The sequence below is a fragment of the Bradyrhizobium sp. 154 genome (assembly GCF_023073875.1).
In the GTDB taxonomy this organism is placed as follows: domain Bacteria; phylum Pseudomonadota; class Alphaproteobacteria; order Rhizobiales; family Xanthobacteraceae; genus Bradyrhizobium.
Genome location: NZ_JADPKG010000050.1, coordinates 16,464 through 29,048 on the forward strand (window position 1 = coordinate 16,464; position 12,585 = coordinate 29,048).

Annotated in this window: 12 protein-coding genes; 8 read left to right on the forward strand and 4 right to left on the reverse strand. The window is 63.8% G+C overall.

Annotated features, from left to right (window positions below; genetic code table 11):
- The first annotated feature begins 243 nt into the window (after nt 1-243).
- Nucleotides 244-450 (forward strand): hypothetical protein, encoded by a 207-nt coding sequence (locus IVA92_RS12235; protein WP_247278127.1) that lies wholly within the window; start codon nt 244-246, stop codon nt 448-450.
- A 586-nt stretch (nt 451-1,036) separates the two neighbouring features.
- On the opposite strand, the gene IVA92_RS12240 is transcribed toward IVA92_RS12235, so the two are convergent.
- The 4 genes from IVA92_RS12240 to IVA92_RS12250 all read right to left on the reverse strand — a co-directional run bounded on the left by IVA92_RS12240 (nt 1,037) and on the right by IVA92_RS12250 (nt 3,709).
- Nucleotides 1,037-1,243: a hypothetical protein gene (locus tag IVA92_RS12240; RefSeq protein ID WP_247278278.1), complete on the reverse strand. Its 207-nt coding sequence runs from the start codon at nt 1,241-1,243 to the stop codon at nt 1,037-1,039.
- A gap of 142 nt (nt 1,244-1,385) precedes the next feature.
- On the reverse strand, nt 1,386-1,604 hold the full coding sequence (locus tag IVA92_RS12245; RefSeq protein WP_247278128.1) for a hypothetical protein: 219 nt from the start codon (nt 1,602-1,604) through the stop codon (nt 1,386-1,388).
- A 623-nt stretch (nt 1,605-2,227) separates the two neighbouring features.
- Nucleotides 2,228-2,350 (reverse strand): hypothetical protein, encoded by a 123-nt coding sequence (locus tag IVA92_RS35750; protein WP_256464607.1) that lies wholly within the window; start codon nt 2,348-2,350, stop codon nt 2,228-2,230.
- Between the two features lie 231 nt (nt 2,351-2,581).
- On the reverse strand, nt 2,582-3,709 hold the full coding sequence (locus IVA92_RS12250) for a mandelate racemase/muconate lactonizing enzyme family protein (protein ID WP_247278129.1): 1,128 nt from the start codon (nt 3,707-3,709) through the stop codon (nt 2,582-2,584).
- Nucleotides 3,710-3,974: 265 nt separating this feature from the next.
- On the opposite strand from IVA92_RS12250, the gene IVA92_RS12255 reads away from it, so the two are divergent.
- The 7 genes from IVA92_RS12255 (at nt 3,975) to IVA92_RS12285 (ending at nt 12,570) form a co-directional block, all read left to right on the forward strand.
- A complete protein-coding gene (locus IVA92_RS12255) occupies nt 3,975-5,225 on the forward strand; it encodes an ABC transporter substrate-binding protein (protein WP_247278130.1) in 1,251 nt (416 codons plus the stop codon).
- Between the two features lie 124 nt (nt 5,226-5,349).
- Nucleotides 5,350-6,177, forward strand: a complete 828-nt coding sequence (locus IVA92_RS12260; protein ID WP_247278131.1) for an AraC family transcriptional regulator — start codon at nt 5,350-5,352, stop codon at nt 6,175-6,177.
- A 483-nt stretch (nt 6,178-6,660) separates the two neighbouring features.
- Nucleotides 6,661-7,671: a branched-chain amino acid ABC transporter permease gene (locus tag IVA92_RS12265; protein ID WP_247278132.1), complete on the forward strand. Its 1,011-nt coding sequence runs from the start codon at nt 6,661-6,663 to the stop codon at nt 7,669-7,671.
- A 1-nt stretch (nt 7,672) separates the two neighbouring features.
- Entirely contained in the window at nt 7,673-8,755 is a 1,083-nt protein-coding gene (locus IVA92_RS12270; RefSeq protein ID WP_247278133.1) for a branched-chain amino acid ABC transporter permease, read from the forward strand.
- Complete coding sequence (locus IVA92_RS12275) at nt 8,748-9,530, forward strand: ABC transporter ATP-binding protein (RefSeq protein WP_025035423.1); 783 nt, start codon at nt 8,748-8,750, stop codon at nt 9,528-9,530. Before IVA92_RS12270 ends, IVA92_RS12275 begins: the two co-directional genes overlap by 8 nt.
- The gene (locus tag IVA92_RS12280; protein ID WP_247278134.1) at nt 9,523-11,733 is read left to right on the forward strand and encodes an ABC transporter permease; all 2,211 of its coding nucleotides are present in this window, start codon (nt 9,523-9,525) and stop codon (nt 11,731-11,733) included. The genes IVA92_RS12275 and IVA92_RS12280 overlap by 8 nt, the downstream gene beginning before the upstream one ends.
- Before the next feature lie 3 nt (nt 11,734-11,736).
- Nucleotides 11,737-12,570 (forward strand): phosphoenolpyruvate hydrolase family protein, encoded by an 834-nt coding sequence (locus IVA92_RS12285; RefSeq protein ID WP_247278135.1) that lies wholly within the window; start codon nt 11,737-11,739, stop codon nt 12,568-12,570.
- Nucleotides 12,571-12,585: the final 15 nt, after the last annotated feature.

Genomic DNA, 12,585 nt, shown 5'->3' on the forward strand with positions numbered 1-12,585 from the left:
TTCGGCGGAGGCGCGCTCGAACAGGCAGAGTGCTGCAAAGCACAAAATCGTCATCAGAAATTTCACGTTGGATCCTCCGAATGCCCGTACTAAACGGGGCGACACTGCATTCCGTTCCGGCGTGTGCGTCGCAACGGGCTGGCTTTGCGCATCCCGCTTGAATGCCGGTGATCCGGAGACTAATCTCCGACTGGCCACGTCAAGGATGACGGCATGCAGGGGCGAACGCGGCCATTTCTGCAGATGCTGGCGCGACTGCGCGCTTTGCGCGCGTTTGATGGATCGCAAGATCCCGATTCCCGAGACGCCTCGCCATTCCTGATCCTCGTTGCCGTCGTGCTTGCGCTTCTTCTTGCAATATTGGAAATCGACAGGAATGGCGCCGCACTTCAGTCCCTCGGCTTGATGGGTGATGCACTTTCCGTCGATGCGATGTTCAAGAGCCCGTAGGCGGCTTCTGCCTTGATACGATCAACGAGTTTGCTCGCGCCAAGCGGTGTCGTATAACAGCTTGACGTTTCGATCGAGGGAGGCTGCGGATGAAGGCTTTTCTTCTTGGCTGCGTCGCTGCAACGTTGATCGCGATTGTGGGGATGGTGATCTTGAATCGAATCCAGGAGCCAGTCGCGCAAGCGTTTGCCACAACCGGGGTACGTCTCTGAGACACCCATCTCAGGACCATGTTCAACATTCTTGGCGGCATGATCCCCGAGATCGGCAATCAAGCATGGCATGGGGCCAAGCAGCCTCCCATTCTCGAGGCCTTACGGCGTTCTGGTCGACGCTGCCCGCCGAGCACTGAACCAATAAATGCGAAAACAACCCCATGCACAGTAGAAGGCCCTTGTTTCCAAAGGACAATTTCCTGAGAAAAAAGTCCATGTCGCAGATGCTTTTGACACGTCGGGCAAAACAGGGGCATGATGTCATCATCGACGCGGATGTCGCCTCTGCGCCTCGATCCAAATTTCCGCGCCCTTGACCTGCACCGGATCGAGCCGCAACGGTGGGTTCGGCCAGCCCAGTGATCGCCCCATCACTCAAATCGAATGATGCCGCAACTCGGCTCAGCCTCGACGATATCACGGAGAAGGTTGGGTATGCCGCCCTCTACGCTCCGCGCTCCCAGGCGACGGTTGATCGGAATGCGGCAATCGTCCAGACGCAGCCTTGCAAGCGGATGCGGCGCGACGATGTCAATGCGGACCATTGAAAAGCGGCACGCTTCAATCAGCGCCGCCATCGACCCGGCCCGTAGTCGGCCAGGCGCAACGGGAGCTGCCGAAGAGTGTTTCGTAAGTTCACGACGGCAGCGTCCGGCCCGACGCTGCCTAACTCGATGCTCGTCCAAGCGTCGGCTGTCTAGGGTGTCCCCCGTTTTGCCTTTAGGACCACGGCGGCTCTTCGCTCGTCCCGGCCGCATCGTCATGGATCGTGACCCCCGCCGAACGCAACCCGGTTAGGAACACGGTTCTTACGGAGGCAGGATCGAATCCAATATCCTTGGCGTTTGGTGGATGCGCCTCGCTGCCCTTTAATCGGAGTGCCAAGTGCAAATGCTCGCAAAGGTGCTGAACGACAAGGTTGACCTGATCGTCAGTCATGATCCGCTCTTCCTGCTACCATTTTGCTACCCAACAGATAGCACACATGGAAATAGAGCGGTACGCGATTGGACCACCCCAAGGATCACCCCCCGCGAATGCCCATGGCCGGGCTCCAAATCTGCGCCAATCGGCGCAGACCTGAACTGACCAGCAGGCAACGAGAACGACGCTTTTGGCCCAGAGCAGACCTCTGGCAGAGAGCCTCCCTTCGGCGGGTTGCTGTCACATGGCCGAGCCATGGCTAATGGCTCTCAACGCGCACTTATCTCCGAGCTCGACGCCGCACTGCCCCGACACATGGGACTCTTGAACGTTTGCCGTTGCTTCTTTCCAACGCCTTTTGCACCCGGGTGCTAAGGTTTCGAAGCTCTGCAAGTTGAGAATTGAGCGACCAGACACGTTGGTGCAGAATGACCATACGGTCGCAGACCCGATCACGACTACTCATTACGCGCCCCTGGAAGAAGGCAATTGCAAAAAAACGCTGACGTTGGGCCAAAAAATAAAAGGGACTTTCAAGTCAATGGTAGCATCGTTTCACGTACAAAATGTGAAGCGGCACACACATGCAGGAATGTATTCCACCGCCGCTCCCGGGCCCATTACCGAGGCGGCGGCTTTTAGAAGACGACCGGCTGTTTCGAGGGATCCTTGTGGGTGTCCAGGCTCTTGGCGGACTCCGCGACATCCGAAACGGGCAACGTGATGTCAGGCCGCCGGCCGATGACCGGCATTGTCGCCATAGGCCTCTCCCGATAGAGCCCGAGGCCTTCGGTCACAGCCAGGTCTTTGAAGCAGAACAAGGCAGGCGTCCTCGCTCGCGGGGTGCACCCGTCGGCATTCTCGATGATCACCTGAAAGGTCCGACGGCGAGAGCGCTGATCGCGCACGCGCGCGCCATTTCGGCGACCGCCAGCGGGCGATGACATCGCCACCCGACGCGCGGGTTGGTCGGAAGCCGACGAATCTCTGATCTAAATGGTGCGATGACGCTCGATAGATGCCAGATCAGGCGCTACTCCGAGGCCCGGCTCTTCGTCCAATTCAATCGTGCCTTCCCTCACGTTGAGGACCGGGCCGCAAAACAGATCGCGCAAGGGATTGTCGTTCGCGTCGACTTCCAGCCAGCCATTGCCTCCGATACCGGCGAGCAGGTGCGCGGATGCAAGCAAGCCAAGACCTCCGCCTAGATAGTGCGGGCAAAACGTCTTGCCCGCCTTCAGAATGTCGCGAGCCAGTGGAGCGCAGACACTCAGCCCGCCCCATTTCGCAATATCGGGCTGAACCACGCCGAGCACCTCTTCGGCCAGAACTTCCCTGAAACCCTCGGCGCTCGAAATGTTTTCGCCGGCGGCAATCGGCATCTTCGCTGCGGCGTGCAGCCTGCGCCATTCCTCGCGCGGCCGATCGGCGCGGATCGGCTCTTCCAACCAGCGCAGATCGAACTGGGCCAGCCGCGGCAGCATCTCCATCGCCTGCGTGACTGACCAGCCCTGATTGGCATCGGTAGCAAGCATACCGGGGCCGACGATCCGGCGCAGCGCCGCCAAATTGGCGAGGTCGGTCTCGGCGCCGAACCCGACCTTCAGCTTCAGCGCGCGATGGCCGCGCTCGAGCGCGGCCTCCGCCGTCTGCGCCGCACCGCCGGGATTGATGCCGCTGGCATAGACCTTGATCTTGCGCGACTGACCGCCGAGCAGCCGCCACAACGGCAGGCGCTGGCGGCGCGCGGAGAGATCCCACAGCGCGAGATCGATGCCCGCAATCGCCTGCGCGAACGGACCAGGTTCACCGCATTGAAGCGCCAGAACTTCGGTGCTTTTGGTCAGCGGCTCGAAGGCCTGGGCAGGACCCTCGAATTTGCGTCCGACGAGGCCGGGGGCGAGCACCTCGTTGACGAGCCGGGCGCGATGCTCCGCGCCTGGAGCCGGAAAGTTGCACCAGGCTTCGCCCCATCCCTCGACGCCGTCCTCGTCGACAGCGCGAACGAAGACGGCGGGACGGTCGAGCATCTTGCCGAACGACGTCACCACCGGCGTTGCCAGCGGATAGCGATAGCAGAACGCCTCGATCGCGCGGATGGTGAAGCTGTCAGTCGTCATGTTGCAGATCCTGCGGTCGAGATCGAAAAGCGGCGGGCGCCACTATCTCAACAGGCGCGCGCGAAGTCACCCGCCACGTGCTGCACCGCGAAACCATTTGCGCCGCAACATCCAAAATGAGACTGCCCGTCAAGCGGAACGAGGCGCCCGCGCATGCACCGCATGCGACTTCGGCTAGCCTTCCCGTCAAATCCGCCAGCCTTTCGAGCTGCGGGCGCCGCGCCGGTTGGCACGGCGACAAATCGACGGTACAGGGAGGAGCACAATGTCGAAATGCAGTGTGGGACTGCTGGCGCTGAGCAGCCTGTTTCTTTCAGGCGCCGCGATCGCTCAGGAGAAGATCAAGGTGGGCGTGACTGCGACGCTCGAAGGCACCTACACGGTGCTCGGCGAGGACGGCATGCGCGGCCACCAGACGGCCCTCAACGTGCTCGGCAAGAAGGTCGGCGACAAGGAACTCGAATTCATCGTCGCCTCGACCGACGCAACGCCCGACTCCGCCGTGCGCGCGGTGCGCAAGCTGATCGAACAGGACAAGGTGCAGATCCTGCTCTCACCGCTCTCTGGCGACGAGGGCATCGCGGTAAAGAATTTTGCAAAAACTCATCCCGAGCTGACCTTCATCAATGCGGCCTCCGGCGCCCAGGAAACGACTTATGTCGATCCGGCCCCGAACTTCTTCCGGTACAACATGGACGGCGCACAGTGGCAAGTCGGCCTCGGCAAATACGCCTATGACGAAAAGAAGTATCGCAAGATCGCGACCGTCGGCGAGGATTACTCCTTCATCTACACCCAGGTGTTCGGCCTTGTGCTCGAGTTCTGCGGTGCCGGCGGACAGGTCACCAACCGGCAATGGGTGCCGCTCGGAACGAAGGATTTCGCCTCGGTCATCGCCGCCCTGCCCGACGACGTCGACGCCATCTATCTCGGGCTCGGCGGCGCGGATGCCGTCAACTTTCTCAACCAGTATCAGCAGGCCGGCGGCAAGGCGCACCTGATGGGCGGTTCCATCATGATCGACCAGACCATCCTGTCGTCGAAGGGCAACGCCAAGAACGCGCTGATCGGCACCATTGCGGCGAGCGGCCAAGCCGATACCTGGGAGGATCCGGGCTGGCAGAAGTTCGTGAAGGCCTATCAGGACGCCTTCCCGCCCAACAAGCGCTTCCCGAGCCCGTCGCTGCTCGCGACCAACTATTATGATTCAACCATGGCGCTGATCCTTGCGCTGCGCCAAGTCAATGGCGACCTCTCCAACAACCAGGCGAAGTTCAAGGAAGCACTGGCGAAGATCGAGCTCGACGCGCCGAACGGCAAGATCAAGCTCGACTCCAATCGCCAGGCGATCGGCACCAACTTCGTCACCGAAGTCGTCGACGACGGCAAGGGCGCGCTGTTCAGCAAGGTCGTGAAGGTGATCCCGAACGTGAACCAGACGCTCGGCTATGATCCGGCCGTGTTCTCGAAGATCGGGCTGCCGAGCCGCACAGTACCGGAATGTAAGAAGTACTGACGCATCACGCCTGCACCGCGCTGGCGGAGAGCGACTTGCTGACGCGGTCGCTCTCCGCTCTTGCAATCTCGCCGGGGTTGTTGAACGCTGGCCGAAAAGACAAGAACATTCGGGAGGGGAAGGCATGAGCCGCGCGCTCGCCGTCTTCCACGGCCGGTTCGGCCGGGCGACGGTTTATCAGTTGAACCGCCCTTTCAATATCCACGCCCATCGTGAAGGTCATCTGATCTTCCATGTCGGCGGCATGCCGGCATGCATCGATGTCTCCAACGGGCATTATGATCTCACCGAATCCTCGGTCGTTGCCGTCAATCCGTGGGAGCCGCACAACTTCCTGCCGGCCGATGTCGACGGCGGCGCGATCTTCTTCGTGCTTTACGTCAACGCCGAATGGTTTGCGCCGGACGCATCCGGCTCCGACCGGTTGCGTTTCGGCCGCACCCAATTCAGGCGCACGCCTGCGCTCGACAAGCACATCAGGCGGACCGCCGCGCTCGTGTGCGGCGCACCATCGCTTTCCAGCCTCGATTCCGAGCTGAGGCGGCTGATCGACATCTGCTACGATGAAAGCTGGCAACAGGCCGAGATCGCGCGCGATCCGCGCGCCAATGGTGCCGTGACCGACTTCCGTGTGCGCAAATGCATCAGGCTGATGTCGGAGAGCCCCGGGGCCGAGATGGAGCTCGATAGGATCGCGCGGGAATCCGGTTTGTCTCGACCGCATTTCTACCGGCTGTTCCGCGTCCAGACCGGCGTCACGCCGAATCTCTATCTCAACACGCTGATCATGGAACAGGCGCTCGAAGCGCTGGTGGCGAGCGAGGCGCCGATCGCCGATATCGGCTTCGATCTCGGCTTCTCCTCGCAAAGCGGCTTCACCCGCTTCTTCGCCGCCAATGTCGGGATGGCCCCGACCGATTATCGTCGCGCGGCCAAAGTTTTGCGCACCTAGCCGCTGCGCGAAAAGATACTCACGATCAAACGTCCTCCTCGCAGCCCGGCTAGGATGTGGGCAACGCGATCTCGCTAGAGAATTGCGAGTCCAGGGAGGATGTTCGCCCATGGCAGGGCTCGCAGCCGATAACGGCTTGCACGCCGCCTCGTCCCACTTGCGGGGAGAGGGTTGGGGTGCACCCGCGCCGAAGCCCGTCATCGAGCGCGCCTTTGGCGCGACCCGTTGGACGCGACCGCTCCCCGGAAGCGGCAGGGTTATCGCATATGATCTCTTGGAGTGGTCTGAGCAAGCGCCTCGTCCTTCGAGACGCCCGCTCCGCGGTCTCCTCAGGACGAGGCTAATTGGCATCCGGCCCGTTGAACCTGCTGCCGCACACTCCGCGCTCATCCTGAGGAGCCCGCCAAAGCGGGCGTCTCGAAGGATGGGCCGCAGGGAATCGCTTCCCATATGCGATTGCCCTGCCGCAAGCGGGGCGAGACCATGAGCCGCTTTGTCGAACGCCATCCCGTCTGGGCGCTGATCGTGATCATTGCCATTGCCGTCGTGCTTTGGCTGGTCTTCGCGGTCTGGCCGCCGGGCCTCGAAGAGGCGATCGGCCGCAAGCGCGTCTTCCTCAATGCCGTCTTCAACGGCATCACGCTCGGAGGGCTCTACTTCCTCGTCGCCAGCGGCTTCACGCTGATCTTCGGCCTGATGCGCAACGTCAACCTCGCGCATGGCTCGCTCTATCTGTTCGGCGGTTATGTCGGCTACGCCATCAGCGCCTCGACCGGCTCCTGGATCCTCAGCTTCATCGTCGCTTTCATCCTGACCGCCCTGGTCGGCGTCCTGCTCCAGTTGATCGTGTTCCGCCGGATGGAGGGACAGGATCTCAGGCAGACCATGGTGACGATCGGGCTTTCGATCGTATTCGCCGACCTCATGCTGTGGGCCTGCGGCGGCGACTTTTACCAGATCCAGACGCCGAATTGGCTGATCGGCCCGGTGGAGCTGCCGCTGATCACGGCGATCAAATCCTCAGGCGAGCCGGTCTATCTCAGATATCCGCTGGTGCGGCTCGTGATCTTCGCCGCTTCCGTGATCATCGGCGTGGCGATGTGGCTCGCGCTCAACCGCACCCGGATCGGCATGATCATTCGTGCCGGCGTCGATGATCGCGATATCCTTGCTGCGACCGGAGTGCGCATCCAGCTCGTCTTCGTGCTGGTGTTCGCCTTTGGCGCGGGACTTGCCGGCACCGCCGGCGTGGTCGGCGGCACGTTCCAGTCATTGTCGCCCGGCGAGGACATCCGCTTCCTGCTGGCGTCCCTCGTCGTCGTGATCGTCGGCGGCATGGGTTCGATCCCCGGCGCCGCACTCGGCGCACTGATCATCGGCCTCGCCGAACAGCTCGGCTCGGTCTACATCCCGACCTACGCCATCGTCGTGACCTTCCTGATCATGGTGCTGGTGCTGGCCATCCGGCCGCAAGGCCTATTGGCGAGGCGCTGAGATGTCGCTCGCCCACGATGCACGGCTTGCCGTACGCCCCGCCACAATGGCGCAGCGCCCGGCACGGACGTGGCCGGAGGTCAACAATCCCGCCGCCTGGATCGTCGCGGTCATTCTCCTGATCATGCCGCTGATCGCCAACGGCTTCTTTCTGATCGAGATCTTCGCCTCCACCTTGATCCTCGGCACCATGGCGCTGAGCCTGATGTTCCTCGCCGGCTATGGCGGCATGGTCAGCCTGATGCAGCTTACCATCGCGGGGTTCGCGGCCTATATGGTCGCCGTGTTCGGCGTCAGCGGCAATGCCAATATCAGCCTGGGCTGGCCGTGGTGGCTCGCGGTGCCGATGGCGCTGACGCTGGCGACCGCTTTCGGCACGCTCGGCGGCGCGCTCGCGGTCCGCACCGAAGGCATCTACACCATCATGATCACGCTCGCGATCGGCGCGGCCTTCTACTATTTCACCAACCAGAACTGGGCGATCTTCAACGGCCATACCGGTATCAACACCGTGGCCACGCCGCACTTCTGGGGCGTGAACTGGCGCGCCGACATTCCCTTCTACTACGTCGTGCTCGCGGTCGCCGCGCTCTGCTATTTCGCAGTCGAATATCTCTCACGCGCGCCCTTCGGTCTTGCCCTCCAGGGCGTGCGTGACAATCCCAGGCGCATGGCTGCGCTCGGCTTCAACGTCAATGCGCACCGCGTCGCCGCCTATGCGTTCGCCTCGTTCGTGGCCGCGCTGGCCGGCGTGCTCCAGGTCTGGAACTACCGTCAGATCTCGCCGGGGTCGGTCAGCGTCGGAGCCTGCATCGACGTGCTGATCATCGCCGTTGTCGGCGGCATCACGCGCCCGATCGGTCCCTTCATCGGCGCGCTGATCTTCGTGCTACTGCGCACCTTCGCGCTCGACTTCCTGGTCAGGCTTGGCCTCGATGGCAACCGCTTCCGCCTGCTGATCGGGCTCGGCTTCCTCGCCATCGTGTTCTGGTCCTCGGACGGCGTCATCGGCCTATGGCAGCGATGGCGCCAGCGTCAGCGCCGCGGCGCGGACCGTTCCGGCGGAGGGCGCCGTGATGGATAGCGTCGCTCAACGCCTCTCCGCCGTGGGCGCCGGCGCTGCGCTGGAGCTCCGCGGCGTGACGCGCCTGTTCGGCGCGCTGGCGGCGCTGACCGACGTCACCATCACGGTGCGTCCGGGTGAGCGGCGCGCGGTGCTCGGTTCGAACGGCGCCGGCAAGACCACGCTGTTCAATTGCATCACCGGCGACTTCCCGCCCTCCTCCGGCACCATCCGCTTCTTCGGCGAGGACGTCACGCACTTCCCGCCTTATGAACGCATCCGGCGCGGATTGCGGCGGACCTATCAGATCTCGGCGCTGTTCCCCGGCCTCACCGTGCAGGACAACGTCTATCTCGCCTGCCGCGGCGTCTCGCGCGGACGCTTCTCGTTTCTGCGTCCGGGACAGAACGACGCCCTGATGCATGCGGCGGACAATCTCGTCCAGGCCGTGCATCTTTCGGCCGTGAAGGACCAGCGCGTGGCCGAGCTCGCGCATGGCCAGCAGCGCCAGCTCGAGATCGCGCTCGCGCTCGCGGGCGCCCCGCGCTTTGTCCTGTTCGACGAACCGGCCGCCGGCTTGTCGCCGACCGAACGGGCCGAGCTGATCGAGATCCTGACCTCGCTGCCCGCGCATATCGGCTACATCATCATCGAGCACGACATGGATGTCGCTTTACGCGTCGTCGAGAGCGTCACGATGATGCACAACGGCCGCATCTTCAAGGAAGGCCTGCCGCAGGAGATCCAGTCCGATCCCGAGGTGCAGGAGCTCTACCTCGGAGGCGGTCATGAATGAGGTCCGCCGCAGCAAGGCCGCGCTCGAGGTCCGCGGCCTCGATGTCTACTATGGCCACTCGCACGCCCTGCAAGGCGTCGATCTCACACTGGAGAACGGTGTGTTCTCCGTCGTCGGCCGCAACGGCATGGGCAAGACCACGCTGTGCAAGGCGATCATGGGTCTGGTAGGCGTGAGCGGCGGCTCGATCCGCGTTCGTGGCGACGACATCACGCGGCGGCCTCCGGCCCAGATCGCCCGGCTCGGCGTCGGCTATGTGCCGCAAGGACGCCGGCTCTGGCGCTCGCTCAGCGTCGACGAGCATTTGCGGCTGGCCGGCGGCCTGCGGCCCGGCGCCTGGACTGTCGATCGCATCTACGAGACCTTCCCGCGACTCGCCGAGCGCAAGGATCACGGCGGCGGCCAGCTCTCCGGCGGCGAGCAGCAGATGCTCGCCATCTCTCGCGCGCTACTCACCAATCCGCATCTCCTGATCATGGACGAGCCGACCGAAGGGCTCGCGCCCGTCATCGTGGCGCAGGTCGAGGAGATGCTGCTGCGGCTCGGTGAGGACGGCGACATGTCCGTGCTCGTGATCGAGCAGAATATCGGCGTCGCCACCGCGATCTCGCGCAACGTCGCGATCATGGTCAACGGCCGCATCAACCGCATCATCGACTCCGCCCGCCTCGCCGCCGACCGCGAGCTCCAGCAGCGCCTGCTCGGCGTCGGGCTTCACGCCGAGCTCGAGCCGGATATCGACGTCGCCGCGCCCGGTGTCGAAGCCAGGCCGGCGCCGGCGCCACGCCGCGAGGGACCGATCCGCATCTACATCTCCAACCCGACGCTCCCGACCCGATGGTCGCAACCGGTACCGATCGCCCGCATCGAAGCTGCTGCGCGAACGGTCTCGACGCAAGTCACCCGGCTCGAAGAGACGACGCGGCGCAAGCGCGAGCCGGTGACGACGCAGGCCGCCGGCCCGCCTGTGGCGTTGGTCGTCGGCACGCTCGACACCAAGGGCGTTGAGCTGCGCTTCATCCGCGACATCATCGCAGAAAGCGGCCTGCGCACGCGGCTAGTCGATGTTTCCACGAGTGGCAAGCATTCGTCGTGCGATGTCTCCGCGCAGGAGATCGCCCTGAACCACAGCCGTGGCGGCGCAGCGGTGTTCGGCGCCGATCGTGGCGCCGCCGTGACCGCGATGGCCGATGCCTTCGCCAACTGGCTGCGGCGCCAGGGCAATGTCGTCGGAGTGATCTCGGCCGGCGGCTCGGGCGCAGCGTCTCTGGTCGCCCCGGGGATGCGCACGCTACCCGTCGGCGTACCCAAGCTGATCATCTCCTCCGTCGCCTCGGGCGATGTCGGGCCCTATGTCGGTCCCGCCGACATCACGATGATGTACTCGGTCACCGACGTGCAGGGGCTGAACTCGATCTCGCGGGCGGTGCTGGCCAACGGCGCCAACGCGCTCGCCGGCATGGTCAAGGCGCGGCTCGATGCCCGCGCCGCAGCGGCGCGCGAGGCCGGCGGCCTGCCAGCGGTCGGTATTACCATGTTCGGCGTCACCACGCCGGCCGTTCAGAAGATCGCGGCCGAGTTGCGTGATGATTTCGAATGCCTGGTGTTCCATGCCACCGGCGTCGGCGGACGCTCGATGGAGAAGCTCGTCGAGTCCGGCCAGCTCGCCGGAATCATCGACCTCACGACGACCGAGATCTGCGATCTGCTCATGGGCGGCGTGTTTCCTGCGACCGAAGATCGCTTCGGCGCGATCATCCGCAGCCGCGTTCCCTATGTCGGCTCGGTCGGCGCGCTCGACATGGTCAATTTTGGCGCGCCCGAGACTATTCCCGAACGCTACCGCGGCCGCAAGTTTCACGTCCACAATCCGCAAGTGACGCTGATGCGGACAACGGCCGAAGAGAACGAGCGCATGGGCCGCTGGATCGCTGAGCGGCTCAATCAGATGGATGGCCCTGTACGCTTTTTCCTGCCCGAGGGCGGCGTGTCCGCCCTCGATGCGCGGGGCCAGCCGTTCTGGGATCCAGACGCCGACACCGCGCTATTTCGCACGCTGGAGCGCACGGTGCGGCAGACCGGCAACCGCCAGCTCATCCGCGTGCCCAAGAACATCAACGATCCCGAGTTCGCCGCCGCCATTGTCAGTGCGTTCCGAACCCTGTTCGGCCGTACCAAGGTGCGCCGAAGAGTAGCGAGGTGACCGATGGCGAGGTTTGAACGCGCAGCGCTCCTGAAGACCTTTCGCGACATGGCAAGGCGCGGTGAGCCGATAGTCGGCGGCGGCGCCGGCACCGGTCTATCAGCCAAGTGCGAGGAAGCCGGCGGCGTTGATCTCATCGTCATCTACAATTCGGGCCGCTATCGGATGGCCGGCCGCGGCTCGCTCGCGGGTCTGATGGCTTACGGCGATGCCAACGCCATCGTCGTCGAAATGGCGAACGAAGTGCTGCCCGTGGTCACCAGGACGCCGGTGCTGGCGGGCGTCAACGGCACCGATCCATTCCGCGACATGGACGTGTTTCTCGACCAGTTGAAGGCGCTCGGGTTTGCCGGCGTGCAGAACTTTCCGACCGTCGGCCTGATCGACGGCGTCTTCCGCGCCAATCTCGAAGAGACCGGCATGTCCTATGCGCTGGAGATCGACATGATCGCCAAGGCGCACGACAAGGACATGCTGACCACGCCCTACGTGTTCAGCGAGAAGGAGGCCGCCGCAATGGCGATCGCCGGCGCCGACATCATCGTTTGTCACATGGGCCTGACCACCGGCGGCACCATCGGCGCGCAGACCGCACTGAAGCTCGAGGATTGTCCCGCGCAGATCGACATCTGGGCGTCCGCTGCGCTCAGTGTCAATCCGGACATTCTGGTGCTGGCTCACGGCGGCCCGATCGCGGATCCCGCCGATGCCGATTTCATCATGAAGAACACCCGCCATTGCCACGGCTTCTACGGGGCGTCCTCGATGGAGCGACTGCCCGTGGAGCGGGCGCTGACGGAGCAGGTGCGTCAATTCAAGGCGATCGGCGCGCGGTAACGCCGAAGGTACGAG